19 protein-coding genes are annotated in these 24,702 nt (G+C 63.2%); 6 read left to right on the forward strand and 13 right to left on the reverse strand.

What is annotated here, in order from left to right:
- Positions 1–83 precede the first annotated feature (83 nt).
- The gene (locus tag V3B41_RS13870) at positions 84–1,598 is read right to left on the reverse strand and encodes an acetyl-CoA hydrolase/transferase family protein (RefSeq protein ID WP_329861425.1); all 1,515 of its coding nucleotides are present in this window, start codon (positions 1,596–1,598) and stop codon (positions 84–86) included.
- A gap of 387 nt (positions 1,599–1,985) precedes the next feature.
- Here V3B41_RS13870 and glnE point away from each other — a divergent pair, with 387 nt between their 5' ends.
- The gene (gene glnE, locus V3B41_RS13875; protein WP_329861427.1) at positions 1,986–4,781 is read left to right on the forward strand and encodes a bifunctional [glutamate--ammonia ligase]-adenylyl-L-tyrosine phosphorylase/[glutamate--ammonia-ligase] adenylyltransferase; all 2,796 of its coding nucleotides are present in this window, start codon (positions 1,986–1,988) and stop codon (positions 4,779–4,781) included.
- A gap of 123 nt (positions 4,782–4,904) precedes the next feature.
- Here glnE and V3B41_RS13880 read toward each other — a convergent pair whose 3' ends face one another.
- From V3B41_RS13880 to V3B41_RS13905, 6 genes are all read right to left on the reverse strand, one after another.
- The gene (locus V3B41_RS13880) at positions 4,905–5,465 is read right to left on the reverse strand and encodes a queuosine precursor transporter (protein ID WP_049480270.1); all 561 of its coding nucleotides are present in this window, start codon (positions 5,463–5,465) and stop codon (positions 4,905–4,907) included.
- A gap of 75 nt (positions 5,466–5,540) precedes the next feature.
- Entirely contained in the window at positions 5,541–6,053 is a 513-nt protein-coding gene (locus V3B41_RS13885) for a hypothetical protein (protein WP_329861430.1), read from the reverse strand.
- Positions 6,054–6,085: 32 nt separating this feature from the next.
- On the reverse strand, positions 6,086–6,580 hold the full coding sequence (locus tag V3B41_RS13890; protein WP_049432914.1) for a hypothetical protein: 495 nt from the start codon (positions 6,578–6,580) through the stop codon (positions 6,086–6,088).
- Between the two features lie 19 nt (positions 6,581–6,599).
- The gene (locus V3B41_RS13895) at positions 6,600–7,451 is read right to left on the reverse strand and encodes a DUF2145 domain-containing protein (protein WP_100443752.1); all 852 of its coding nucleotides are present in this window, start codon (positions 7,449–7,451) and stop codon (positions 6,600–6,602) included.
- 48 nt (positions 7,452–7,499) lie between these two features.
- Entirely contained in the window at positions 7,500–7,730 is a 231-nt protein-coding gene (locus tag V3B41_RS13900; protein WP_164138501.1) for a hypothetical protein, read from the reverse strand.
- Between the two features lie 269 nt (positions 7,731–7,999).
- On the reverse strand, positions 8,000–8,962 hold the full coding sequence (locus V3B41_RS13905) for a mitochondrial fission ELM1 family protein (RefSeq protein ID WP_329861435.1): 963 nt from the start codon (positions 8,960–8,962) through the stop codon (positions 8,000–8,002).
- A gap of 126 nt (positions 8,963–9,088) precedes the next feature.
- On the opposite strand from V3B41_RS13905, the gene V3B41_RS13910 reads away from it, so the two are divergent.
- Positions 9,089–9,679 carry a malonic semialdehyde reductase gene (locus tag V3B41_RS13910; RefSeq protein ID WP_329861437.1) on the forward strand — a complete coding sequence of 197 codons (591 nt, stop codon included), beginning with the start codon at positions 9,089–9,091 and terminating at the stop codon, positions 9,677–9,679.
- Between the two features lie 86 nt (positions 9,680–9,765).
- Positions 9,766–10,473: a YceI family protein gene (locus V3B41_RS13915; RefSeq protein WP_329861439.1), complete on the forward strand. Its 708-nt coding sequence runs from the start codon at positions 9,766–9,768 to the stop codon at positions 10,471–10,473.
- Positions 10,474–10,755: 282 nt separating this feature from the next.
- Here the strand turns inward: V3B41_RS13915 and V3B41_RS13920 are convergent, their stop codons facing one another.
- Entirely contained in the window at positions 10,756–11,157 is a 402-nt protein-coding gene (locus V3B41_RS13920) for a hypothetical protein (RefSeq protein WP_049397243.1), read from the reverse strand.
- 210 nt (positions 11,158–11,367) lie between these two features.
- On the opposite strand from V3B41_RS13920, the gene V3B41_RS13925 reads away from it, so the two are divergent.
- On the forward strand, positions 11,368–12,189 hold the full coding sequence (locus tag V3B41_RS13925) for a hypothetical protein (protein WP_329861442.1): 822 nt from the start codon (positions 11,368–11,370) through the stop codon (positions 12,187–12,189).
- 390 nt (positions 12,190–12,579) lie between these two features.
- On the opposite strand, the gene V3B41_RS13930 is transcribed toward V3B41_RS13925, so the two are convergent.
- Positions 12,580–13,377 carry a siderophore-interacting protein gene (locus tag V3B41_RS13930; protein WP_049428600.1) on the reverse strand — a complete coding sequence of 266 codons (798 nt, stop codon included), beginning with the start codon at positions 13,375–13,377 and terminating at the stop codon, positions 12,580–12,582.
- 60 nt (positions 13,378–13,437) lie between these two features.
- Positions 13,438–13,998 (reverse strand): PadR family transcriptional regulator, encoded by a 561-nt coding sequence (locus tag V3B41_RS13935; RefSeq protein WP_049428602.1) that lies wholly within the window; start codon positions 13,996–13,998, stop codon positions 13,438–13,440.
- Between the two features lie 545 nt (positions 13,999–14,543).
- On the opposite strand from V3B41_RS13935, the gene aceE reads away from it, so the two are divergent.
- Positions 14,544–17,231: a pyruvate dehydrogenase (acetyl-transferring), homodimeric type gene (aceE, locus tag V3B41_RS13940; protein ID WP_257471905.1), complete on the forward strand. Its 2,688-nt coding sequence runs from the start codon at positions 14,544–14,546 to the stop codon at positions 17,229–17,231.
- A gap of 57 nt (positions 17,232–17,288) precedes the next feature.
- A complete protein-coding gene (locus V3B41_RS13945; RefSeq protein WP_329861445.1) occupies positions 17,289–18,848 on the forward strand; it encodes a DUF262 domain-containing protein in 1,560 nt (519 codons plus the stop codon).
- Between the two features lie 86 nt (positions 18,849–18,934).
- On the opposite strand, the gene V3B41_RS13950 is transcribed toward V3B41_RS13945, so the two are convergent.
- Genes V3B41_RS13950 through V3B41_RS13960 form a run of 3 tightly spaced genes read right to left on the reverse strand, consistent with a single transcriptional unit; the run spans position 18,935 to position 24,697 of the window.
- Positions 18,935–20,728 carry an AIPR family protein gene (locus tag V3B41_RS13950; RefSeq protein ID WP_125430010.1) on the reverse strand — a complete coding sequence of 598 codons (1,794 nt, stop codon included), beginning with the start codon at positions 20,726–20,728 and terminating at the stop codon, positions 18,935–18,937.
- Positions 20,719–21,747 (reverse strand): PD-(D/E)XK motif protein, encoded by a 1,029-nt coding sequence (locus tag V3B41_RS13955; protein ID WP_185752913.1) that lies wholly within the window; start codon positions 21,745–21,747, stop codon positions 20,719–20,721. Before V3B41_RS13955 ends, V3B41_RS13950 begins: the two co-directional genes overlap by 10 nt.
- A complete protein-coding gene (locus tag V3B41_RS13960) occupies positions 21,728–24,697 on the reverse strand; it encodes a Z1 domain-containing protein (protein WP_329861450.1) in 2,970 nt (989 codons plus the stop codon). The genes V3B41_RS13955 and V3B41_RS13960 overlap by 20 nt, the downstream gene beginning before the upstream one ends.
- Between the last annotated feature and the right edge of the window lie 5 nt (positions 24,698–24,702).

A 24,702-nucleotide genomic window follows, 5' to 3' on the forward strand; every position in this document is an offset into this window, starting at 1 on the left:
GAGCGGGCCCTTGTAGAGCCGAGCCATGCTCGGCTGCACAGGGAAGGAGAGTCGAGCATGGCTCGACTCTACAGCCGCGGGCGTCAGCCCTTCATCGTGCCGGTATCCAGCCAGCGCTGGTGCCACGACAGCGCTTCCGGCAGCAGGTGCGGGGTGTGCTTGCCGTAGCTTTCGCGGCTGGCACGGTCGAAGTAATCCTGCAGCTGCGGGCGGAAATCCGGGTGCGCGCAGTTGTCGATCAGCACCTGCGCGCGCTTGCGCGGGGTCAGGCCACGCAGATCGGCCAGGCCCTGTTCGGTCACGATCACCGACACGTCGTGCTCGGTATGGTCCACATGGCTGGCCATCGGCACGATCGCCGAGATGGTGCCGTTCTTGGCGGTGGACGGGCTCAGGAACGCCGACAGGAAACCGTTGCGGGCAAAGTCCCCCGAACCGCCGATGCCATTCATGATCCGCGTGCCCATCACGTGCGTCGAATTGACGTTGCCGTAGATGTCCACTTCGATCATGCCGTTCATGCCGATGCAGCCCAGGCGACGCACCAGTTCCGGGTGGTTGGAGATTTCCTGCGTGCGCATGATGATGCGTTCGCGGTAGAAATCGATGTTCTCCTTGAACGTCTCGTTGGCCTGCGGGCTCAGCGCGAAGCCGGTGCACGAGGCATAGCTCAGCACGCCGTCGCGCAGCAGGTCGAGCATGCCGTCCTGGATCACTTCGGTGAACGCGGCCAGGTCGCGGAAACCGCTCTTGGCCAGGCCGGCCAACACCGCATTCGGAATGTTGCCCACGCCCGACTGCAGCGGCAGCAGGTTCGGCGGCAGGCGGCCCTTCTTCACCTCGTGCTTGAGGAACTCGATCAGGTGCGAGGCGATCTGCTCGCTGGTCGCATCGATCGGGCTGAACGGGCTGTTGCGGTCCGGGCCGTTGGTGCGCACCACCGCCACGATCTTGTCCGGGTCGCAGCGCAGCGCGGTGTCGCCAATGCGGTCGTTGGCGTTCACCAGCGGAATCGGCTTGCGGTGCGGCGGCAGCGCGGTGCCGTAGTAGATGTCGTGCATGCCGTCGACGCCGGCCGGCTGCCATTCGTTGACCTCGACGATCACCTTCTTGGCCAGGTCCAGCCAGGTCTTGTTGTTGCCGACCGAGGTGGACGGCACCAGCGAACCGTCCTCGCGGATGGCCGAGACTTCGATCACGGCGGTATCGATCTCGCCGTAGAAGCCGAACCACACGTGCTGGGCCACGTGGCTGAGGTGGATGTCGATGTAATCCAGTTTGCCCTCGTTGATGCGGTTGCGCGCATCCGGGTCGCTCTGGAACGGCATGCGCATGGCGATGCCATCGGCCTTGGCCAGCGCGCCATCAAGCTCCGGAGCGGTGGAGGCGCCTGTCATCAGCTTGATCTGGAAGGGGTTGCCCTGGGCATGCACCGCTTCGATGCGGCGGGCCAGTTCGACGGGAACGGCCTTGGGATACCCGGAGCCGGTAAAGCCGCTCATGGCCACGGTTTCACCGGGCTGGATCAGCGAGGCTGCGGCCTCGGCGGAGACCACGCGGTCACGGAGACGCGCGTTGGCGATGCGATCAACAGACATGACGACACGTGTTGCTGGGGGGAATCCCGATTATCGGCCATCCTCATCCGTACGGGGGGTTCTACCTTCGTGGAATGGCTTTTCCCCGGAGGGCTCACCCATACCCGCCGGTTTTGTTTTGCAGTGCAGCGTGCAAAGTGCTTTCGCAGCCCGCACGATGGCCCTGCATCCCGACGTGGGGGAGGGAGCAGAGCCCGCTGGCAGTTCGCTGCAAGCGGGCTTTTTTATTGCCTGTCGTCCAGTATGAATACGCGGCACCCCTTCGGGGTCGGATCCTTTTGCCAAGGGCAAAAGGCTCTGACCCCACCAGCGGCATCAACCGGCGGCATCTCGGGGGCAGAGCCCTTCGCCGTTGGCAAAGGGATCCGACCCCGCGAGAATCACGGCATGACCCTTGCCCCTGCCGAACTGTCCGCCGCCCTCCAGCCCGTTGTCGACCGCGCCTTGTCGCGATTGGCCCAGGCGCTGCCCGAGCCCTCCCCGGCCGACCTGCTGCCGCTGCTGACCCGGCTGGCGGTGGCCAGCGACTTCGCCCTGGATACCCTGGTGCGGCAACCGGCGCTGCTGGCGCAGCTGGCCGCCCCGGGTTGCCCGCCGATCCCGGCGCCGGTGCTTGACCCGCTGCAGCCCAGTGATTGGCCGGCACAGCTGCGGCGCTGGCGTGCGGCGATGTCCACGCGGCTGATCTGGCGCGACCTGGCTGGGCTGGACGACGTGGCGCAGACCCTGGCCGGCGCCACCACCCTGGCCGAGGACTGCCTGCGGCTGGCGCTGGACGCGCTGCAGCAGGAGTTCGCCCAGCGCCACGGTGTGGTTCGCGATGGCGAAGGCGCCCCGCAGCAGCTGGTGGTGTTCGGCCTCGGCAAGCTCGGTGGCGGCGAGCTCAACTTCAGTTCCGATATCGACCTGGTCTACGCCTACCCGCACGGCGGCGAATCCGATGGCCCACGCGCGCTGGCCGCCGAAGAGTATTTCGCCCGCCTCGGCCAGCGCCTGGCCAAGCTGCTGGACGAAACCACGGTCGATGGCTTCAGCCACCGGGTGGACCTGCGGTTGCGCCCGTTCGGCAGCGCCGGCCGCGTCGCGCTGTCGTTCGCGGCAATGGACCAGTACTTCCAGCGTGAGGGCCGCGACTGGGAGCGCTACGCATGGCTGAAGGCGCGCGCGGTAGCCGGCGACATCGCCGCCGGTGAGGCGTGGCTGCAGACGCTGCGCCCGTTCGTCTACCGCCGCTACCTCGATTTCACCGCACTTGATGGCCTGCGCGAGATGAAGGCGGCGATCACCGCCGAAGTCGCGCGCCGCGAGCTGCACGAAGACATCAAGCGCGGCGCCGGTGGCATCCGCGAGATCGAGTTCCTGTGCCAGGCGCTGCAGCTGATCCGCGGTGGTCGCGAACCGGCCCTGCGCGAACGCCGACTGCTGGTGGCACTGGATGCGCTGGTCGCCGCCGGTCAGATCGCGCCGGAGGATGGCGCGGCGCTGCGCGAGGCCTACCTGTTCCTGCGCCGGCTGGAAAACCGCCTGCAGATGCTGCGCGACGCACAGACCCACGTGCTGCCCAGCGATGCATTGGACCGTGAGCGCATCGCCGTCGGCCTCGGCTATCCGGACTGGGACGTACTGCGCGCGGCACTGGCCGTGCAGCAGGCGCGGGTCAGTACCGAATTCGCCGCGCTGCTGGCGCCGCGCAAAGGCCAGGCCGCACCCGACGCACTGGCCAACTACTGGCGCAGCTTGCCCGACGGCAGCAACGCACCGCTGCTGGCCGAAGCCGGCTTCCTCGATGCCAACGGCGCCGACCAGTCATTGCGTGATTTCGCCCAGGGCACCGGCGTGAAGTCCTTGTCCGATGCCGCGCGCGCACGCCTGGACCGTGTGCTGCCGGCGCTGCTGCATGCCGCCACGCGTTCACCGCAACCGGATGCCGCGCTCAAGCGCGTGCTTGGCCTGCTGCAGGCGGTGCTGCGCCGGACCAGTTATCTCGCGCTGCTGGACGAACAACCGAGTGCATTGGCGCGCCTGGTCGATGTGCTGGCGCGCAGTGCGCTGCTTGCCGAACGCTTGGCCGCGTATCCATTGCTGTTGGACGAACTGCTGGACGTGCGCGTGTCCGGGCCGATGCCGGATGCCGCCGGCATGCTGGCCGAGTGCCAGCAGGTGCTGGCGGTGGAGGATCCCGAATCCGCACTGCGCTGGCTCAACGAGACGCGGTTGGCGCTGAGCTTCCGCATGGCGATGGCCACATTGGACGGGCGCCAGGGGGCGGTGGACAGCACGCGGCAACTGGCCGAGCTGGCACAGGCGGTGGTGGTCACCGTGCTGGCGATGGCCGAAGCGGACATGCGTGCCGCACACGGCGAGATTCCCGGTGGCCGCTTCGCGATCATCGGCTACGGCAGCCTGGGTGGGCTGGAGCTGGGTTTCGGTTCCGACTTGGACCTGGTGTTCCTGCACGACAACCCGGCCGGCGTGGACGCCAGCGATGGTGCGCGGCCGTTGGAGCCGGGTCGCTGGTATGCGCGCCTGGCGCAGAAGGTGATGGCGCTACTCGGTGCGGTCACTGCTGCGGGCCGCTTGTACGACATCGACGTGCGCCTGCGCCCGGACGGTGGCAAGGGTTCGCTGGTGTCTTCGTTGGCCAGCTACACCGAGTACCAGCGCGAACGCGCATGGACCTGGGAACACCAGGCCTTGGTGCGCGCACGCGGCGTGGCCGGTGATGCCAGCCTGCTGGCCGACTTCGAACAGGTGCGTGCGCAGACGCTGGGTCGTGAGCGCGATCCGGCGACGCTGTATGCCGATGTGCTGAAGATGCGCGGCCGCATGCGCACCGAACTGGACCGCAGCGATGCCGCGCGGCTGGACCTGAAGCAGGGTGCCGGCGGCGTAGTGGACCTCGAGTTCCTGCTGCAGACCGGCGTGCTGGCGCGCAGCGCGCAGCATGCGGCGCTGTTGGAACCGCGCGATACACCGTCGTTGATCGATGCGCTGGCGGTTGCCGGCTTCCTGCCCGATGCCACCGCGCAGGGGCTGCATGGCGCGCATGCCACGCTGCTGGACGTAGGCCTGGCCTGCACGCTGGATCGGCGCCCGCGATTGGCACCGACCACGCCTGCGATTGAAGACGCGTGCGCAGTGATTACGGCAGCGTGCAGAGCCGCGGCGTTGCCGTTCGGGTGATGCACGGTCGTGCGGGAATGCGCTCTTGGTAGGTGCCAACCTTGGTTGGCACAACCCATCAGCGTTCATGACCCCGGCAACAGCGTGCCAACCAAGGTTGGCACCTACCAAGGCATGTGGGGGTCAGCTGGTGGCGCGCAGCGGTGCCATCTTCCACAGCAGCGCGCGGAACGGCGCCAGCAGGCACACGCCGATGGCCAGCTTCACGGCCAGGTCACCCGCCGCCCAGCTCACCCACGGCAACGCCGAACCGGCAAACGCGATCGACCAGAAAATGGTGGTATCCACCGTCGCGCTGCAGGTGGTGGCCACCATCGGTGCGCGCCACCAGCTGCCACGGCGCAGGCGGTCGAACACGGTGATATCCAGCAGCTGCGCCACGATGAAGGCCGAGCACGAGGCAATGGCGATACGCGGCGTGGCCACCCAGATCGACAGCAGCACCGCCACCAGGAAGCCGATCCACGCCACGCGGCGCGCCGGGCCCGGGCCGAAGCGGCGGTTGATCAGGTTGCTGACCAGGAACGCCACCGGATAGCTGAAGGCACCCCAGGTCAGCCAATCGTTGATCGGGTACTGCACCAGTACGTTGGACAGCAGCACCACCGCGCCCATCGCCAGTACCGCCAGCACCAGGGCGCGCGGGGTCAGCGGGGCAAACAGAGGGGCAGGACGCACGGACATGGCGAGCCAGGGGGACAAAGGGAATCACCCATTATCCGCCCGGCCCGCGCCAAATCCAAAAACGCTCGTTCAGCTTTACAGCGCTTCGCTCATCACATCGCCAGCGGCATAGGCGGTGGGCACATAGGCCAACGCCTGGCCCTGGGCGCTCTTTACGGTCCAACCCGCACCGGCCTCGGTGGGGTCGAAATGCACCTGCTGGCCGACCACAAAGACTGCCGTCTGGTCCTCGTGCACGCGCGCCGGCCAGCGCAGCGTGGCGGTCTGGTCGGCCTTGTCGGGCACCTGCAGCTGTACCTGGCGTTCGCCCGCCGGCGTGGTCTCCACCTTCTTCACTTCCATCGGCGGCAGCGGCACCGCCTTGGTGCGGGCGGCCCGGTTGCTGCGTTCGCTGGCCTTGAACGGCGCCTTGGACAGTTCGGACAGGCCCGCCGATGCGGCAAGGGGCACCGAGACCACGATCACCGAAGTGATCAGCACGCTGGCCTCGCTGCTGTTCAACTGCGGTGCGGCGCCGGCATGGACGGTGGGCACCAGCAGTGCGGAGAGCAGCAGGACGGAAGCAGGAACGCGCAGGCAACGGAACATGGAGACCTCCTGGTCAGAGTGGAGACGGCGGCTCAGCGCCGGGTATCGAAAATGTCGCGCGGGCCGGTGGCCTCGGGCAGGTATTCCAGCGGGCGGCCCTGGTTGTCCTTCACCTGCCAGCCCTGGTCGGTCCCGGTCGGCTCGAAGTTCACGGTCTGGCCTACGGTGAACTGCACGGCGGGATCGCCGGGGCGCTTCGGCCACTGCATCGACGCGGTGTTCTGCGGGTTGTTGGCATCACGCAGCAGCACCTCGCGGCGGCCGTCGACGGTGGTGGCGATGGCGCTCACCTGCATCTGCGGCAGCTTCACCGATGCGCCATGGCCGGGCGGCAGCCCGGCATCCTGGGCTTCCCTGGCAGCGGCGGCGCGCGCTGAAGCAACCAGGGGGGCGGACATTTCCAGGCTCGGCCCCTGCGGACCCGGGTCCTGCAGGATGATGATGCGGCGTTCGGCATGGGCAGTGTTCGCGCCGAGCAGGCCGGCAACCATCACCATCGACATCAGGGAAACAAGCAGCGGACGCATGTCGTTCTCCTCGCGGGATTCAGGGCGTGGCGGCAGCAGCACCGGCCACCGGCACATGGGGGATCACCAGTTCCTGCTGCAGCTGGCTGCGCTGGTGCAGGAAGTCGAACACCGATTCCACCGTCACCACCGAATAGTTGCCGGAGATGCGTTCGCCGGCCGGATGGTCGGTGGTGGTGGCGTTGGCCACGAACAGGCGCGCACCCACGCGCTTGCCCAGGCCGATATGCAGCACGCTGGGCTGGTACTTCTGCTGGCGCAGCCACTGCTGTGCCTGCTCGCGTTTGACGATGGCCGGCGCGCCATCGGCCTGCGCCATCGCTGCAGCCAGCACTTCCAGCACCCACTGGTTGGAGTTCTGGTAGTCGGTGGCGAACGGGTAGGCGACCACGTTGTACCTGGTCTCGTGCAGCGCCTTGGGCTGGATCGACGGCGACACCAGCATCGCCTTCAATGCAGCACGCAACGGCGCCGAAGGCACACCAATGCGCAGGTCGGTATGCCCGCCGCTCTCGCCGACGAAGTTGCCGAGGCCTTCGTGGTACAGCTGCGAGCTGTCGGTCTTGCAGCGGTTGAGCAGGTGCATCGCACGCCAGCGGCCATCGTCTTCGCGCAGCAGGAAGGCCAGGTGGCTGTGGCGCAGGCCGTAGCGGCTCAGGTCCTGGCCACCGCGTGCGGCGACCACCACATCCACATCGGGCAGGGCGTCCAGGCGTTCGGCGGTGGTCCAGGCCACGTCCAGCATCGCCGCCTGCGAGGCGACGCTGGGGTAGCGTTCGCGGCATTCGGTGCTGTTGGCCCATGCGGGCGCGGTCGCCAGCAGGCTGGCGATCAGCAGGGCGGCGCGGGGCAGGCGGGAGAAACGATCCATGTTGGTACCTTCAACGGCGGGCAGGCCCGCGCGCCGATCATACGCCGCTCAGCGCAGCGGGCGGTCCACGCCCTTGCGCTTGAGCTCGCGGTCGCAGGCCTCGCTGATCGGCGCGATCGGCAGCGGTGGGCGCTCGCCAGTCTTAGGATCGCGCAGCGCTGGCTGTTCGCGGTAGGCGTCCAGCTGCTGCTGGCACTGGTAGGAAATCGGGTCCAGCTCGGTGGGCGCGGTGGAGCAGGCAGCGAGCAGGGCCAGCGGCAGCAGGAGCAGGGTACGCATGAAGGCATTCGGTCCGATGGGGGACACCGGACTCTAACGGTATGGGCAGATTGAAATGTTCAGAAATCGCTGTGCATCCGGGTAACGGAGGGCTGGACCATGTCGGGGGGCTTGGGCCACGACGGGCGTTGGGCCACGGGGGGGGCCTGGGCTGCGGCGGGGTAGAGTCGACTCTTAGTCGACTACCGCGCGCAGCGCGGGGTTTCCAGCGGTATCGCAAACAGCAGTCGACTAACAGTCGACTCTACCCAGTCGACTTCCTGCCCGGGTCATCGCGCAAGCCCCAGCCGCGCTTTCACTTCCGCCGCCACGCGCGCGGTTTCGCGCAATGGCTCGATGCGGTCGTACTGCCAGTCCAGCCAGTGCGCCTGCAGCCGCCCGCGTTCGCGCAGCTGCTGCTGGAAGCGCGCCAGGCGGCCCTGCGCGGTATCGGCCAGCGCCACCATCACCGGCATGCGCGTGGCACAGGCTTCAGAGAGCAGGTTCACCGAATCGGGCGACACCACCACGCGGTTGGCCCAGCCGAGCAGGCCGCCATAAGGGTTCACCCCGTCGCCGCCGTCGCCCCAGATCACATGCGGCAGGTCTGCGAACGTCGCGCGCAGGATCTCGGCCAAGGCCGGCGGCGTGCGGCGCGAGGTGGTAGCCAGCAGGCTGCCACCCTCGCTGCGGATCTGGTCGGCCAGCGCACGGAAGACAGCGACCATCGCCGCCTCGTCCCACGGCGCCAGCGGGGTTGGCCCGCCCACCAGCAGCGCGGTGCGCGGGCCGGGCAGAGTACTGAAGCCGGCGAACGCGGCGCGGCCCCACGCAAGCCAGTCATCGTCCACCGGGTTTAGGCTGCCGAGCAGCGTCAACACATTGCTGCCGCGCAGGGCGTCGTGCTCGGGCACTACCACCACATCCCAGTGGCGTGCGCCGATGCGCGGGTCCAGGATCTGCACCACCTGGCTGCCACGGGCACGCAGCACGCGCAGCGCGCCGGCGGCCTGGCGGCCACAGCCGATCGCCAGCGCCGGGGATTCGGCGGCCAGTGTCGCGAAGGCCTCGCCGTAGCCGTTCACATCGCCTGGCAGACGCCGTGGTGAGACCCAGCGCCAGGGGGCGCGCGGCTGCAGCACCAGCGGCCGATGGGTGCCCTGGCGCAGCGCCGAGGCCAGCGCGACCGCCTGGCGGACATTGCCCGCGCGGCCGTCAGTGACCGTCCAGGGCGCACTCGATCGTTTCACCATTGGCATTAATTCGTTTCAGCCCTGCTGGGTGTTGCAACAGTCGCGACACTCTACACTGCGGCTCGTCGATTCGCCCCGCGCCGCCCGCGGGCACTGACTTCCCTTCGCCGCCCTGGAGATCCACCGATGTCCCACGCGCTCGACGCTGCTGCCCTCGATCAGCTGTTCCGTACTGCCCGCACCCAGAATGCTTTCCTGGACAAGCCGGTTCCTGAGAGCCTGTTGAAGGAACTGTACGACCTGGTGAAGTGGGGCCCGACCGCCGCCAACACCACGCCGGCCCGCTTCGTCTTCGTCACCTCGAAGGAAGCCAAGGAAAAGCTGGCCCCGGCCCTGTCCGAAGGCAACCTGGCCAAGACCATGGCCGCCCCGGTCACCGTCATCATCGGCTTCGATCTGGACTTCCACGAGAAGCTGCCCTACCTGTTCCCGCACACCGATGCCAAGGCCTGGTTCGACGGCCCGCAGGAAGGCCGCCACGAAGCCGCCATCCGCAACGGCAGCCTGCAGGGCGCCTACCTGATCCTGGCCGCACGCGCGCTGGGCCTGGATGCCGGCCCGATGTCGGGCTTCGATCCGGGCAAGGTGGACGAAGCGTTCTTCGCCGGTACCTCCATCAAGTCGAATTTCCTGGTCAACCTGGGTTACGGTGACCCGGCGGGCCTGTTCCCGCGTCTGCCGCGCCTGTCGTTCGACGAAGCGGCGCGCATCGCGTAAGTCGTTGTATCGGTTTCGGGCCCGTCGTCCCGCGGCGGGCTCTTGCTGCACTGTGTACCCACCCTACGATCCGGAGAGTTCCTGAGATGAGCGCCACCCGTAAACTGCTGCTGCCGCTGGCCCTGACCCTGGCCATCGCCGCCTGCTCCAAGCCGGCCGACACCGCTGCCCCGGCCGCCGATGCCGCCGCCCCGGCCACCACCGAGCAGGCCGCCACCCCGGCTGCCGATGCCGCTGCTGCCGCCCCGGCCGCCGAAGCGATCAAGATCGCCTCGGGCACCTACAAGCTGGACCCGACCCACACCGACGTGCTGGCCCAGTGGAGCCACTTCGGCTTCTCCAACCCCAGCGCGCACTTCGGCAATGTTGAAGGCACCCTGGTGTACAACGCCGAAGACGTGACCAAGTCCACCGTGGAAGTGAAGCTGCCGCTGAGCGGCCTGAACAGCTTTACCGCCAAGTTCGACGAGCACCTGAAGAGCGCCGACTTCTTCGACGCTGCCAAGTTCGCCGATGCCACCTTCAAGAGCACCAAGGTGGAAGCGGCCGGCACCAACAAGCTGACCGTCACCGGCGAGCTGACCATCAAGGGCATCACCAAGCCGGTCACCCTGGACGTCACCGTGAACGGCGGCGGCGAGCACCCGATGGCCAAGGTTCCGGCCGCCGGCTTCGATGCCACCACCACCCTGAAGCGCAGCGATTTCGGCGTCGGCGCGTATGCCCCGAACGTCAGCGATGAAGTGAAGATCCGCATCACCACCGAAGCCACCGGCGAAAAGCCGGCCGCTTGATGCACCCCGCTCACTCGTCGTGAGAAGGCAGAAGGCCCGCTGAAAAGCGGGCCTTCTTTTTTGGGGGATGCGATCCGCGTCGATGGCGCGTGGAAACTCCGCACTGCGTGGGAAACCTGCACTGCGCGGAAAACCTGCTTTGGTAGAGTCGACTGTTAGTCGACTGCTCTTCGCGGGATGCCAAAACCCCGCGCTGCGCGCGCGAGTCGACTAACAGTCGACTCTACCGCGGGTCGGTTGCATCACACGCTGGCCGGTTCCGTCACATCGTGGGCGGCGCTGTCAGCGCAGCGCGCCCAACCATGCCACGCACGCTTCGCTCGGGCTCTGCTTGGCCTTCACCGCCAGCCCGCTCACGCGCACGAAGGTCTGCGCCGCCTGCGCCACCACCTGGCGGGCGATCAACGCGGCCTGCTTGGTCGCAGCCTGCTGCTTGCGCAGCTGCACGATGTGCACCGACGGGCGGCCCACCGGCGCGTACTTCTGGTCGCGACGTAGTACATCGGCCACCTGCGCCACTTCGAACTCGGCCTGCAGGTAGCGGTGCTGCGCTTCCACTAGCTCGCGCAGCGGCGTACGCAGTGCGGCGGTGTCGGCGAAGGCGGCCAGTGCCGCATCGCAGGCGGCGTCATCGGCGAAGCGGGTACGCAGCGCGTCCACGCTGGCCAGGGTCAGTTTGGCCATGTGGGCCTCGTTGCTGCAGGAAAGGAGCGCGATTGTCGCATTGCTTGGCGTGCTCCGGGCCGTGAGGCTTCCGCTTTGGTAGAGTCGACTGTTAGTCGACTGCTCTTGGCGCGATGCCGGAAACCCCCGCGCTGCGCGCGTTAGTCGACTAACAGTCGACTCTACCTGGCTGGCATTTCAGGCGCAGCCGCACCCACGGAAGGAAGACCCATGCAGGACGCGCAGTACTGGTTGAACGAATTCTGGTCGGGCCTGAGCGTGCTCGATCTGCTGGGCGGCAGTCTGCTCGGCACGCTGCTCGGCCTGGTGCTGGGCATCCTCGGCTGGCGCTGGCTGCATCGTCGTGGTTGGTTGCAGCGGCGCAAGCGCTGGCATCACTGGCTGCTGGCCAGCTACGTGGTGCTGCTGCCGCTGGCCACCGCCTTCTTCGGCCTGCAGCTGGGGTTCACTGCCGGTGCGCATCGCGCGCTGTTCAAGCAGCTGGATCACTTCCAGCCGCACCTGCAGACGCTGGTGGAAGGCTGGAGCGAAGGCTTCACCGACTCACTGGACGACCCACGCATGCGCGATGCATTGCGCAGCCAGGGCACGGTGGGCGATGTGGCCGACTCGATCGCCTCGGCCTATCTGAGCGAGCACCCGCTACCCGGCCTCGACCGTCTTGGCAACGGCCCGTTGGCACGCGGCACCGGCTGGGTGATCGGCAAGGTACGCGAGGGCCTGTTACGCGGCATGGTGGAAGACACGCTGGTGGAACGGGCCGGTACCCTCGGCCTGGAACCCAAGGTGGTGCGCGAGGCGCTGACCATGCACGTGGATGAGCTGCTGCACACCCGTGGCGTGCTGCGGCTGGTGAAGGCGCAGATCAACGGCATGATGCCCGGCGTGTACTTCGGGCTGCTGCTGCCGTTGTTGATCATCGCGCTGCTGGTGGCGCTGGAGATCTGGGCCGCGCAGCGGTTCGGGTGGACGCGGCAGGGGGCGCCCCGTGCTCCTGTAGAGCCGAGCCCATGCTCGGCTCATCGCGCGTAGCGCGAGGGTGGATCGAAAAGCAGCCGAGCGTGGGCTCGGCTCTACATGGTCAAAGGCGTGCGGACCAACGGTCCGCACCCACCAGGGAAGATGCATGGCCGCCGATGACCCCTGTAGAGTCGAGCCATGCTCGACTCATCGCGCGTAGCGCGAGGGCGGATCGAAAAGCAGCCGAGCGTGGGCTCGGCTCTACATAGTCAAAGGCGTGCGGACCAACGGTCCGCACCCACCAGGGAAGATGCATGGCCGCCGATGACCCCTGTAGAGCCGAGCCCATGCTCGGCTCATCGCGCGTAGCGCGGGGGCGGATCGAACAGCAGCCGAGCGTGGGCTCGGCTCTACAAGGTCAAAGGCGTGCGGACCAACGGTCCGCACCCACCGGTTGCACGGTCAATCGCCGTCGGTTTCGTCGGGGTGGGCCTTCCAGTAGCCGGTGGAACGGATCCAGTCGCGCGGCACGCCCAGGTGGCCTTCGATGAACTTGCGCATCATCCGCGCACGGCGTGATTCGGTGGCGATCCAGTAGAAGACATCACCTTCCGGCGCCTCGAAGTCGGTCAGCATGTCTTCCAGCAGCGTACTGCTGGCCGCAGGGAAGCCGTTGCGCTCCAGCCAGTGGATGCGCACGTTCTCGTACTGCGGCAGGTCCTGGCGCTCGGCCTCGTCGCGCACTTCGATGAAGGCCTGCACCTCGGCACCGTCCGGCAGCACGTCCAGCCAGCGGGCGATCGCTGGCAACGCAGTCTCATCGCCGATCAGCACATAGGCGTCGTAGCTGTCGGCTACGACGAACGAACCGCGCGGGCCGCCGATCACCAGCGTGTCGCCCGGCTGGGCGCGTTCGGCCCACGGCCCGGCAATACCCTGGTCGTGCAGCACGAAGTCGATGGCCAGCTCGCCGGTTTCGTGGTCCCACCAGCGCGGGGTGTAGTCGCGGGCCGGCGAATGCTCCTTGCCTTCCGGGTAGCGCGGGCCCTCGGCGGTCATGGTCGGCAGCACCATCTCGCCCGCAGCGTTGGGGAAGAACAGCTTGATGTGGTCGTCGGCGCCGGGCGAATCGAAGCCGGCCAGTTCGTCGCCGCCCAGCACGATGCGGCGCATGTGCGGGGTGACTTCTTCGGTGCGCAGCACGGTCAGTTCACGGAAGCGCACATCCAGGCGCAGGCGCGTGTTGTTGTGTTCGGTCATGGGGATACCTGTAAAGGTGTCGCGCGGGAGCGCGCGGCGTAGGGGAGGACCTGGCGGGCGTCAGTCTGGCTGGGTCGTTGAAATCGGTGGTTGCTCGCTACCGGCCGTACCGTTGAGCAGGGCCGAGGCCCGCGTCAGCAGTGCCGCCACTTCGTCCGCCTCACCCTCGGCCCAGCGGCCGTGGTGATGCACCAGCGCCCGCTTGAACTCGTGCAGGGCGCCGGCCAGCGGCGCCGGCAGCGAGGCCTTGGTGATCTCGCGGGCACGGTCGAAGGCGCGTCGCTGCGCCAGCCGCACCTGGGTGCGCTGCACCTTCAGCTCGAACTCGCCGGCGGCGGTGATGCGGAAGATCCGCTTGCCGTCCACTTCCTCGGCCTCGATCCAGCCGGCCTGCTCGAAGCTGGCCAGCAGCGGGTACATGGTGCCGGCGCTGGGCGTGTAGGCCTGCATGAACTGGTTGCTGATCAGCTGCATCAGCTCGTAGCCATGGCGCGGCTGCTCGCCGATCAGGGCCAGCACCAGCAGGCGCAGGTCGCCGCGGCTGAGCACGCGCGGCTGGCCGTTGCGACGGGGTACCGCCGAATCGGTGGAACGGGCTCTGGGAGAGGGGCTTCGGCTCATTTCGATATATCGGTAAACGAGTGTTAAAACGATATATCGATACGTCGAAAGCGACAACACCCGATCCGGCCACAAGCAGGTCCAATTTGGGCCACGGCCAGCCCCACTCACAGCAAAAGGGGCGCCCCTTGCGAGGCGCCCCGGCGATGCTGTGGAAGGGAGCAGGGCCATCGGGCCCATCACTCGCGACCCACCCTGGGCCCGCGGCCGGCATCGATCCAGAGGCAGATGCGACACGTTGTCGCCGGTTCAGAACCGCCGCCCGGCGCCCACCTACGGCGGTGCCGGAGTTGCCCTACAACCGTCATCGGCAGCGGTAACACTGCGTCCTGCACATGGGCGCAGCAGCCCGCAAGCGACAGCCCGCGCAGCTGCCAAGGCCCGCCGCAGGGCCATCAGTGGGCCCGGCAAGCCCCTTGCGGACACTGGCCGGTTGCATCCATACGCCTGCGTAGCCAAGTGACGAAAGCCCTTGGTGCGCTACACTTTGCGGTCTAGAAATCTATACAACAGTCGCGCGCGTGCGTGCGGTTATGGGAGCGCTAATGAACTGGTTGAACGAGGTGCTGAACAACGACCCGAATCCTGTGGAAACCCAGGAGTGGATCGAGTCGTTGAAGGCCGTTATTGATGTCGAGGGCTCCGAGCGCGCGCATCAGCTGCTGGAAGGCATGGTGGAACTGACCCGTCGTTCGGGCGCCTACCTGCCGTTCTCTCCCACCACCGAGTACGTCAACACCATCGAGCCGCAGCTCGAGGCCAAGAGCCCGGGCAATGCCGAGCTGGAATGGCGCATCCGTTCGATCATCCGCTGGAACGCGATGGCCACCGTGGTGCGCGCCAACCGCAAGCCGGGTGACCTGGGCGGCCACATCGCCTCGTTCGCCTCCGGTGCGACCCTGTACGACGTGGGCTTCAACCACTTCTGGCGCGCCCCGAGCGAAAACCACCCGGGCGACCTGCTGTTCATCCAGGGCCACAGCGCCCCGGGCATCTACGCACGTTCCTTCCTGGAAGGCCGTATCAGCGAAGAGCAGCTGGACAAGTTCCGCATGGAAGTGGACGGCGGTGGCCTGTCCTCGTACCCGCACCCGTGGCTGATGCCGGACTACTGGCAGACCCCGACCGTGTCGATGGGCCTGGGCCCGCTGGCCGCCATCTACCAGGCGCAGTTCATGCGCTACCTGGAAAACCGTGGCCTGATCGAGAAGTCCGACCGCAAGGTGTGGTGCTTCATCGGCGACGGCGAGAGCGACGAGCCGGAAACCCTGGGTGCCATCGCCCTGGCCGGCCGTGAAGGCCTGGACAACCTGATCTTCGTGGTGAACTGCAACCTGCAGCGCCTGGACGGCCCGGTGCGCGGCAACGGCAAGATCATCCAGGAACTGGAAGGCGTGTTCCGTGGCGGCGGCTGGAACGTGATCAAGCTGCTGTGGGGCGGTTACTGGGATGCCCTGCTGGCCAAGGACACCAATGGCGTCCTGAAGAAGCTGATGATGGAAACCGTCGACGGCGAATACCAGAACTGCAAGGCCTTCGGTGGCGCGTATACCCGCGAGCATTTCTTCGGCAAGTACCCGGAGACCGCCGCGATGGTCGCCGGCCTTTCCGACGACGACATCTGGCGCCTGAACCGTGGTGGCCACGACCCGCACAAGGTGTACGCCGCCTACCACCAGGCCGTGAACACCAAGGGCATGCCGACCGTCATCCTGGCCAAGACCGTGAAGGGTTACGGCATGGGCAGCGCCGGTGAAGCGCTGAACCCGACCCACCAGACCAAGAAGCTGGACGACGAAGCGGTGCGCCACTTCCGCGACCGCTTCAACATTCCGGTGACCGACGCGCAGCTGGCCGACGGCCAGGTGCCGTTCTACCACCCGGGCCCGGATTCGCCGGAAGTGCAGTACCTGCAGGAACGCCGTGCCGCGCTGGGCGGTTACCTGCCGCAGCGCCGCCGCAAGGCTGACAAGACCTTCGTGGCACCGAAGCTGGAGGCCTACGACCGCCTGCTGAAGAGCAGCGGCGAGCGCAGCTACTCCACCACCATGGCCTTCGTGCAGAGCCTGAACATCACCCTGCGCGACAAGGAACTGGGCCCGCACATCGTGCCGATCGTGGCCGACGAAGCCCGTACCTTCGGTATGGAAGGCCTGTTCCGCCAGATCGGCATCTACGCGCCGTTCGGCCAGAAGTACAAGCCGGTCGATGCCGACCAGCTGATGTTCTACCGCGAAGACCAGAGCGGCCAGGTGCTGCAGCAGGGCATCAGCGAGCCGGGCGCGATCAGCTCGTGGATGGCCGCCGGTACCAGCTACTCGGTCAGCAACGTGCCGATGCTGCCGTTCTACATCTACTACTCGATGTTCGGCTTCCAGCGCGTGGGCGACATCGCCTGGCAGGCAGCGGACATGCGTACCCGCGGCTTCCTGCTCGGTGGCACCGCCGGCCGCACCACGCTGAACGGTGAAGGCCTGCAGCACGAAGATGGCTTCAGCCATCTGGTGGCCGGTGGCATCCCGAACGTGCGCAGCTACGACCCGACCTTCGGCTTCGAAGTGACGGTGGTTCTGCAGCACGGCACCAAGCGCATGATGGAAGACCAGGTGGACGAGTATTACTACGTCACCCTGATGAACGAGAACTACACCCACCCGGAAATGCCGGAAGGCGCGGCCGAAGGCATCGTCAAGGGCATGTACCTGCTGACCGACGCCGGCAAGCCGAAGAAGGGCGAGCTGCGCGTGCAGCTGCTGGGCTCGGGCACCATCCTGCGCGAAGCCATTGCCGCGGCCGAGCTGCTGGACAAGGACTTCGGCGTGACCGCCGACATCTGGAGCTGCCCGAGCTTCAACGAACTGCGCCGCGATGGTTTCGACGTGGAACGTGCCAACCGCCTGCATCCGGAAGGTGAGCAGCGCAAGGCCTACGTGACCGAGCTGCTGGAAGGCCGCCAGGGCCCGGCGATTGCCGCCACCGACTACGTGCGTGCGTATGCGGACCAGATCCGTGCGTTCGTGCCGATGAGCTACACGGTGCTGGGTACGGATGGTTTCGGCCGTTCGGATACGCGTGCGAACCTGCGCCGGTTCTTTGAGGTTGACCGGTACTACATCGCGCATGCCGCGATTGCGGCGCTGGCGAAGGAAGGGAAGATGACCGCGAAGGATGTGGCCCGGGCGATCAAGCAGTACAAGATTGATCCGGAGAAGGCTAATCCTGTTGGGGTTTGATTACGCGGGGCCCCCTCTTTGAGGGGGCCTTTTTTTTGCCTGGCAGAAGGGAATTGCATGGCTAAGAAGGTGACACTTGACGCGATGATTCAGCGCGAAGATTTTGCTGTATCAGACGAAAACTTTGAACTGGAACTAATTAGAGATTTTCCGATCTCCAACCTTGCTCCGGGTTCTCACATTCTAAAAATGCTAAGGAAGCCGGATTTTCAGAGAGAAACCAATCAGTGGACTCCCGAGCAGCTGGTCACTTTCATCGCGAGTTTTTTGGATAACGAAGTTATTCCATCGATAATTCTTTGGAAATCACCAAGCTATATATTTGTTATCGATGGTGGTCACAGGCTTAGTGCCCTTCGAGCATGGATGGAGGATGACTACGGCGATAGGGCGATATCGACCGACTTCTACAAAGGCGAAATCTCTGATGAGCAGAAGGCTACGGCAAAAAGGGTCCGCCAGCTTGTCGAGCAGCGGGTTGGTCGATATACAACGTTGGCGGGATTGGTGGGAAGCAAGGATAATGCTGATTCAGTCTCAATCGTCCGCGCTGGAAGGCTCGCAACTCGGCCGCTGAACTTGCAGTGGGTTCAAGGTAGTGCTGCAACTGCGGAAACATCATTCTTTAAGATCAATTCTCAGGGAACACCTCTAGATGACGTTGAGGAGCTACTTATCCGTCATCGCAGGAAGCCAATAGCAATTGGTGCTCGCGCGATTCTCAGGGCGGGAACAGGGCACCAGTATTGGTCCGCATTTTCAGAGAAGGTGCGTAAGCAAATTGAAGTCGCAGCCGAAGAGCTCAACGTTCTACTTTTCCAGCCAGAGGCAAGTCCTCCCCTGCGGACACTAGACGTTCCACTCGGAGGCGCTGTATCCCCTGTTGATGCGCACGCGCTTCTTATCGAATATCTTTCGATTACTGGCAGCTCCTCATCGAATCCAGAGTCTTTGGAGTCTCAGGATGATGATGAAAAGGGTGAGAAAGTCGTAGTTCTTCTGCGGCGTGCTCGCGAGGTGACAAGTCGGATCACAGGAAATAGCGCAGGAAGCTTGGGGCTCCATCCGGCAGTCTATTTCTATAATGAAAGAGGAAAGTACAATAGATTCCTTTTCTTGGGCTTGGCATCAGTTTTTGCAGCTGCGATAAGGAATGGGAATTCTGAGCTATTCAGGCGTTTCACAGATGCAAGGTCTGGAATAGAGAAATTTTTGGTCGATAACAAGAATATACTTGGGCTTGCGCTGCAGAATACGAGCAAGGCGCAGCGTGTTCCCAGGATGCAGTCGCTTTTCAGTTTCCTTATTCAAGAGTTCTATCTCCATAAACGGATTCCATCGCTAAATCACGCGCTTTCAGAAGTTGGTTTCCGGGGGAAGTTGCTCGATCTTGGTGAGCAGGTAGCGAATGGCGCATTTTCAGATGATGTGAAGTCGCAGCTCTTTATCTCGGAAGCGCTAAAGTGCTCACTCAAGTGCCCGCTATGTGACGGCTACCTCATCCCGTCAAGGTCGGTGTCGTTCGATCACAAGAAGAGAAAACGAGAGGGAGGGAAAGGGGATCTGAGTAACGCGCAGATGACGCATCCTTTCTGTAATACCGGCTATAAATCGTGATTTATTCTTCTGGGCGCTATTCTGGCGCCCAGAAGAAAAGAGGGCGCTCCGCCGTAAGTGAAGCTACGGGTAATCAACGCCTTCGCTCACCTTATCTCTTGAATGCCATTTTGGAGGGGACTGAGCGTCAACTTTTGCAGTGCGATCCAGCATTCCTCTCGCTTCGCCCACTCGCTGATCATCCTTCCCTTCGCTGATGCATGAAGTGCGGCATTAACCTCTTTGGCCCACAGCCGAATCTGATCCTTAAAGCCCTCCGAGAGGCCCTGTTGCTCCCAGATTCGCATCAAGTCAACCTTTGCGCCGTGCTGCCGGGACAGTAGTGCAACCAGATAAATGGCAACATTGCCCTGGAATGCCGGCAGCAGTGGTCGGACGAGCGATTGAACCTGCTTGAAGAGGATGACTTTGGCAATCATCTGCTTGAATCCAGTTGCATCCGGGACTACCGACTCTCCACGCTCTTCCCGTTCTTTCACATCGTCCATGAATCGGGCGAAGTTCTTCTGACCGCCGAGGCTAGCCTGATCTGGTCGTCCATCCCAAGAATTCAAGAACTTGGCGAGGTCTGTCTTGACCAAGCGACGTGCCGGAGGAATTACTGCGGTCTTGAGGGTGCGATACTTGGCGGGCGTGCTGCCCTCGCGCGACAACTTGGTGTTGTAGCTGCCCGAAGCGCGTTCATAGAACCAGCGGCCGACACCATCTGGGAGGTAGACGGTGTCAGACAGTTTCTCGAGTTCAACGTGGAACGGTGAATTAGCAGACAGATCGGACTGTTTGACAGTATTCTGGCTGTTCGCGAACCGCGAAATGTCGCTGATAAGCGCTTCTTCTGCGGCGGAGTTGTCCGTCTTGAGGATTACGACCTTCGCCGGCACCTGAACCTTGGACAAGTCGGTATCTGCAAACTTCTTCTTGGTGAAGTAGATGGATGCAGTCGTCTGGCCACCGTTGACGATCTGCATGCCCTTCAGCCACGCAATGCCAGGTCCACCATCGCTGGTCTTTCCTAGGCTGACTTCGTCGGCGACCACGACGATGCCATTGTTATAGGCGACAAACTTCTCTGGTTCTGAGCGCAGCGTGGCCTGGATGCCCTTGTTCACCTTTCCTGTTGCACTCAGGAACGAGCGCACATTTGCCTCAAGAAGTCGGGCGCCGTACTTGTCATACAGGTGGCGCAGCACGTCGGCCGGGAAGACGGTCATTGCGTAGTCATAGCTGTCTTCCTCGCCCCGGATATAGACGCACGGGAGCGGGGTGCCTGCCACTTCCTCAAAGTTGACTACGAGCTCATCCCTTGGCCTTCCCTCCGACAGATGACGGTTGAGCCGTTCGATGTCCATCACCTCAAGTCGCACGGTCCGACCGCCGACTTCCTGCGACTTGAAATTCTTGGTCTTTACCTGGCCGTCCGTAAGTACGTAGATACGGATTTCCTCGAATTCCCGATAGCCGCGCTCGATATGCACTGCGAGTTCGTAGGCATCGTTCGACGGATCGAGGGCCTTGGACATTCTGCCCTGAGCGGACTGGGAAAGGAACCGGAAGCAATACTCCGCAGCCTGCTTTGCCTCTGAATCTGGAACGGCCTGGACAGTTTCCGAATTCTTGTAGGAAGTCACGAACAGGTCCAGGCGCTCGCCATCCTCAGAGACGGAGTATCCACTCAGCTTGATGTTTCCCACATGGACGCGAGTATCGACGTGGCAGACCTGTGGCTCATATGTCATGCCAATTTCTTCCATGTGACGCATTGCTATCTCAGTAAATACCAGGTCCGGAAAGGGGTAGGCGGTACCGGAGACGGACATGCGTTCGTCAATATCATCCTGCACTTCTGCGCGGATCTGCGAAAGGAAATCGGTCAATTCCATTGATTCTTTACTCCAAGGCTGTTCGAAATATCGGCGTAGGTGGACGCTACAACGGGGAGGCTATCCAGATCCATCGAATAACGTGCCTCATGAATTGCTGATGGTACGTTTGAGCGAGTGAGGCGAGGCGAGTCAGCGCCTACGATTCGATATGTAAGTTCATTGCACCGGAAACGCCTTGTGTACTCGCTGCGAGTCATGTCCATGTAGCCAGCAGAGACAAGCCGGCTGTTCAGCAAGGCACTTGCACCTGGATCGTGAAGCAGTCCGGCAATCTGGTCGATCAAGTCGGGGAGAGTTGCACCATCACCCAGCTGAGCCAGACGAACCGCCGCAACATAGAGTGGCTGGTGCATGCTGTCATCCAATTGGTCAAGGTTGGCTATCCTCGCCATGAACCCTGCCGGCGCCATGGTTGTCTTTACTTCGATAGCACCATCGCCGAGCATGAAGTCGTGGAGCCCCTCATCAGGTCCGGCCCAGCTGTCTAGGGCGTCGAACTCTGAAACGCCATCGTTCAGGAGGTCTCGAAGAACCAGAAGTTCTCCAAATAGCCCAATCTCTTCCTCCGTTGAAAGGACACCATCGCTATCGCGCTTCATGAAGGCTTGCCAAGCACGGATCCTGGATATCATCGCGCTATGAATTCGCAGACCATCCTGTGCTGACGAGCTCTCCATCAGATTGACCAGATCCACCGCGACCTTCGTAAAGAGCTCAAGCGCCCCTGACTCCTGGCGCACCAAGGCAAACCAGGTATGGTCAGCGGGGTAGCCATGAAGCTCCGTGCTTATGAGACTGAATCCCTGTCCGCGCGGGAGCTGAAATGGCTGGACGGGTAGGTTTCCCCTGATACCGACGAGGACGCTCTCCTCATTCCGCGAGCCACGACGACCTGCCATCACACAGCAGTTGCCGAGACTGAAAAGCTCGATAACTCTCCAACCATCCCGTGCGGCTTGGCCGCTCAGCGCGCGCCAGGCGGCGGCCAGCTCTGTGTCACTGCTGGAACGGAGCATTGATGCTCTCTCCGGCGGTGTTGTTAAGGACGTGATCGGAGAAGTCGGAGTAATCGCTCTCCCAACCGACATTGTTTACTTTGTAGGGGATCTTGATCATTGAACTGCTACCAGGGAAGCTCACAGCAAATGCGAGAACGGGCGGGGCATTCTTGAGGAACTTGGGACGGCCCCAATCCTTGCCTTCCTTTGCTCCGGCTCGCCCTGAGTCAAGTACATACAGGATAAGGAGCCCCTTCTCCGGTTCTCCCTTCACGCCAGTTACTCCTTCACCGCGGACATGCCGGAGTGCAACACCCGTTGGAGATTCTGGCGGGATCGCGCTCTTCTTCTGCTTCTTCTTTTCCCAAGTTGAGACGCTGAGCGCCAGAGCAGCTTTCCACTGCTCCGTGCTCACATCAATAGACTCGTCTGTGGGATCAAGCAGCACGCCAATTGAGTATCTGTCCGTTGGCTCCGTATCGGCCATTCGTCTGGCCATGCCTATGCTGATTCCAGGAGCGAGCTCATGGCGTTCCCCAGATCTGGTTCCTAGGACCGCAACGCTCCATTGCGTAAGTTCATTCCCTTCCGCCATCTTGCGGATGAACTCGGCAAGAACCTTGCTGTTCACGCGGTACGCTGATGCCAAGGTGCTATAGCCATCCAGGAAATCAACAACGGAAGCCACCGGAACGTCCTTCCAAAGATGCCCATGCCATTCCTTGACGCCTCCATCGAACTGGGCCGCTACAGTCTCCCTCTGGCTCGGTTCACCCATCTGCGCCACCAGCCGGCTGGCTGTGTTCAGATTACGGTTCAGGACTGCGGGATCAATTGGGAACGTAACTGTCTGAACAAGTTCTCCGCTATACGAAAGGTGCAGTGTCTTCGCACTTCGCATCTTGATCTGCGATGTGACCATCATCTCGGGATGAGACTGGACCTTGAGGCCAAACTCTCTGGGGGTGGCCCCAGAGTTGGCCATAAGATCGAACTCTTCTCTCAACTCCGCTGATGCATCCGAGATGTGCTTGAACCAGCGGATGAGGTCCGGTGATGTATAGAGGCGGCAGAGGTCAAGATAGCCCGGGCGATATCCGAACCACCGACCCATCTGCATCAACGTGTCGTACATTTTTGATGCACGCAGGAAGTAGCTTGTGCAGAGCCCTTCCAGCGTAAGGCCGCGCGCTAGCTTGTCGCCACCGATGGCGATGACTTTTAGGCCTCGATCCTTGTTCTGCTCGTAATCCAGAGCATCCTTGGCAGTTCCGTTGATCATTCGAACTTCGATGTCATCGAGTACACCAGGAAGCGCGGACATGACGTCTTGCCAAGTGGCATCGGCGCTGGGAACGTCGCCCAAGCCAAGTTCACGAACCGTTGAAGAAGCAGGAAGGAAGTCACGGTTCCACAGGTCCTGCAGGTTCGATAGGGTGTCAGTGTGTTCTATCCCGCGCCCAATCGCTTGCCGCGCATGCTTGACGTAACCGTCAATGTCGGCTTTTACCACCTTCTGGACGTTGTTGAATCGCGTCACGTGAACAAGCATCGAGCTATGCTTCTTTCCTTGTCCCCGGAGCTTCCTGACAGCGCATGCCAGGATAAAGGAGTCGACTGCCTCCCTTAGGCTTGGTGGCAGCGCGTGTTCCTTGCTCCACACCGGGACATGGTCGATCTTGTGGCCCGGAGGCATCCAGCCAGTGGTCTTGTCGTCTGACTGGTAGTCACCCACAGGTCGGGTCAGGGGAAGTTGCCCCTTGCGACCCTCCGGAGAAGATCGCCCGAACATTGCCGTAGGACCAACGTAGTTGTCCGGTGCCGCCAGGTTCTGGATGAAGGCAGAGGGGAACAGGTCGGCCCCTTCGTTCCGTGTCTCACCGCGTTCATGAATGAAGATGTTTGCGAAAGGCGTGGCTGTGTAGCCCACGTACGCTGAGCGCGAGAATGAATTAAGTATGCGTCGGATCAGTTTGTTGATCGTTGTTGGATCATGTTCTTCATCGGCCCTCCCTTCTTCGTCGACCACCATTTCACCTGTGTCAACCGAGGCATTGTCTGCTTCATCATCAATGATGAGCAACGGGAATCTGGTGGCCCTCTTGGCTACAGCGGGGAGATCTTTCTTGTTCGTTGAACTGAATTCCACTCCCTGAATGGGGGCATCCGCAACGTGTGCCTGAATCCACTTGAGAAGTCTGACAAGCACGGACTTGTTCTTCTTTACAACAAACAGCCAAGGTCGCTGTTCGGGGCTGATGGAAAGCTGAGTTGCGGCGCGTCCACCGAAATCCCCATTGTCAGCTCGAGTTGTGGCGCAGTTGGGCTTGATGGAGATGTCACTGTCGATCAATCCGACGCCCGTACGCTTGAGTACATCGTGCGCTGAACTGGTCTCATAACCCAAGAAGCCTTCTTCCAGACGTATCTGGGTCTGGGACCGCAGGTTGTTATGCAGGCCGGCGAGGACGATTATTATCTTGTACTGGGCATCCGCTGCTTTACACACCAAGCCGGTATAACTCGCCGTCTTGCCTGACTGCACGTGACCGACAACCAGTCCTCGGCGGCTCCACTGTCCAGAACGCAGTGGGTCCTCAAGCATGCCAAGGATCTTGTCAGTCGATTTGTCCAGCTTGTCTGCGATGTCCCAGGATAGATCCTTCTCGAGCATCTCCCGATACCGTTGCCAGTAGCGCCAGTCTTCCTTTCTCGAGGAGTCGAGCCAAGGCTCATGGTCAGTGTCATCGGAGAGACTGATGTCATCACCGATCCAAACGCTGAAGCGCCGGATAAGCTCGTCGGTAACTGCATCACGATCAAGATCGACTGCCCACTTCGGATTCAGCATCAGCACCAGGCTGATCTTCTCATCGATCAACGTGGGAGTGATCGGTCCTGGATCCTTCTCGGCAGCCAGAAGTTCTTGGACGATCTTGATAACGCTGCTTTCGCTTGAGTCACTCATGGTTC

Source organism: Stenotrophomonas sp. SMYL89 (genome assembly GCF_036319985.1).
GTDB classification, from domain to species: Bacteria; Pseudomonadota; Gammaproteobacteria; order Xanthomonadales; family Xanthomonadaceae; genus Stenotrophomonas; species Stenotrophomonas maltophilia_Q.

What these genes read in the sequence shown, in the direction of transcription:
- V3B41_RS13950 (WP_125430010.1), bottom strand. Translation starts at nt 20,728, where the DNA reads ATGGAATTGACCGATTTCCTTTCGCAGATCCGCGCAGAAGTGCAGGAT.
- V3B41_RS13885 (WP_329861430.1), bottom strand. Translation starts at nt 6,053, where the DNA reads ATGTTCCGTTGCCTGCGCGTTCCTGCTTCCGTCCTGCTGCTCTCCGCA.
- glnE (WP_329861427.1), top strand. Translation starts at nt 1,986, where the DNA reads ATGACCCTTGCCCCTGCCGAACTGTCCGCCGCCCTCCAGCCCGTTGTC.
- V3B41_RS13895 (WP_100443752.1), bottom strand. Translation starts at nt 7,451, where the DNA reads ATGGATCGTTTCTCCCGCCTGCCCCGCGCCGCCCTGCTGATCGCCAGC.
- V3B41_RS13925 (WP_329861442.1), top strand. Translation starts at nt 11,368, where the DNA reads ATGCAGGACGCGCAGTACTGGTTGAACGAATTCTGGTCGGGCCTGAGC.
- V3B41_RS13905 (WP_329861435.1), bottom strand. Translation starts at nt 8,962, where the DNA reads ATGGTGAAACGATCGAGTGCGCCCTGGACGGTCACTGACGGCCGCGCG.
- V3B41_RS13900 (WP_164138501.1), bottom strand. Translation starts at nt 7,730, where the DNA reads ATGCGTACCCTGCTCCTGCTGCCGCTGGCCCTGCTCGCTGCCTGCTCC.
- V3B41_RS13910 (WP_329861437.1), top strand. Translation starts at nt 9,089, where the DNA reads ATGTCCCACGCGCTCGACGCTGCTGCCCTCGATCAGCTGTTCCGTACT.
- V3B41_RS13935 (WP_049428602.1), bottom strand. Translation starts at nt 13,998, where the DNA reads ATGAGCCGAAGCCCCTCTCCCAGAGCCCGTTCCACCGATTCGGCGGTA.
- V3B41_RS13920 (WP_049397243.1), bottom strand. Translation starts at nt 11,157, where the DNA reads ATGGCCAAACTGACCCTGGCCAGCGTGGACGCGCTGCGTACCCGCTTC.
- V3B41_RS13870 (WP_329861425.1), bottom strand. Translation starts at nt 1,598, where the DNA reads ATGTCTGTTGATCGCATCGCCAACGCGCGTCTCCGTGACCGCGTGGTC.
- V3B41_RS13955 (WP_185752913.1), bottom strand. Translation starts at nt 21,747, where the DNA reads ATGCTCCGTTCCAGCAGTGACACAGAGCTGGCCGCCGCCTGGCGCGCG.
- V3B41_RS13880 (WP_049480270.1), bottom strand. Translation starts at nt 5,465, where the DNA reads ATGTCCGTGCGTCCTGCCCCTCTGTTTGCCCCGCTGACCCCGCGCGCC.
- V3B41_RS13930 (WP_049428600.1), bottom strand. Translation starts at nt 13,377, where the DNA reads ATGACCGAACACAACAACACGCGCCTGCGCCTGGATGTGCGCTTCCGT.
- aceE (WP_257471905.1), top strand. Translation starts at nt 14,544, where the DNA reads ATGAACTGGTTGAACGAGGTGCTGAACAACGACCCGAATCCTGTGGAA.
- V3B41_RS13960 (WP_329861450.1), bottom strand. Translation starts at nt 24,697, where the DNA reads ATGAGTGACTCAAGCGAAAGCAGCGTTATCAAGATCGTCCAAGAACTT.
- V3B41_RS13945 (WP_329861445.1), top strand. Translation starts at nt 17,289, where the DNA reads ATGGCTAAGAAGGTGACACTTGACGCGATGATTCAGCGCGAAGATTTT.
- V3B41_RS13915 (WP_329861439.1), top strand. Translation starts at nt 9,766, where the DNA reads ATGAGCGCCACCCGTAAACTGCTGCTGCCGCTGGCCCTGACCCTGGCC.
- V3B41_RS13890 (WP_049432914.1), bottom strand. Translation starts at nt 6,580, where the DNA reads ATGCGTCCGCTGCTTGTTTCCCTGATGTCGATGGTGATGGTTGCCGGC.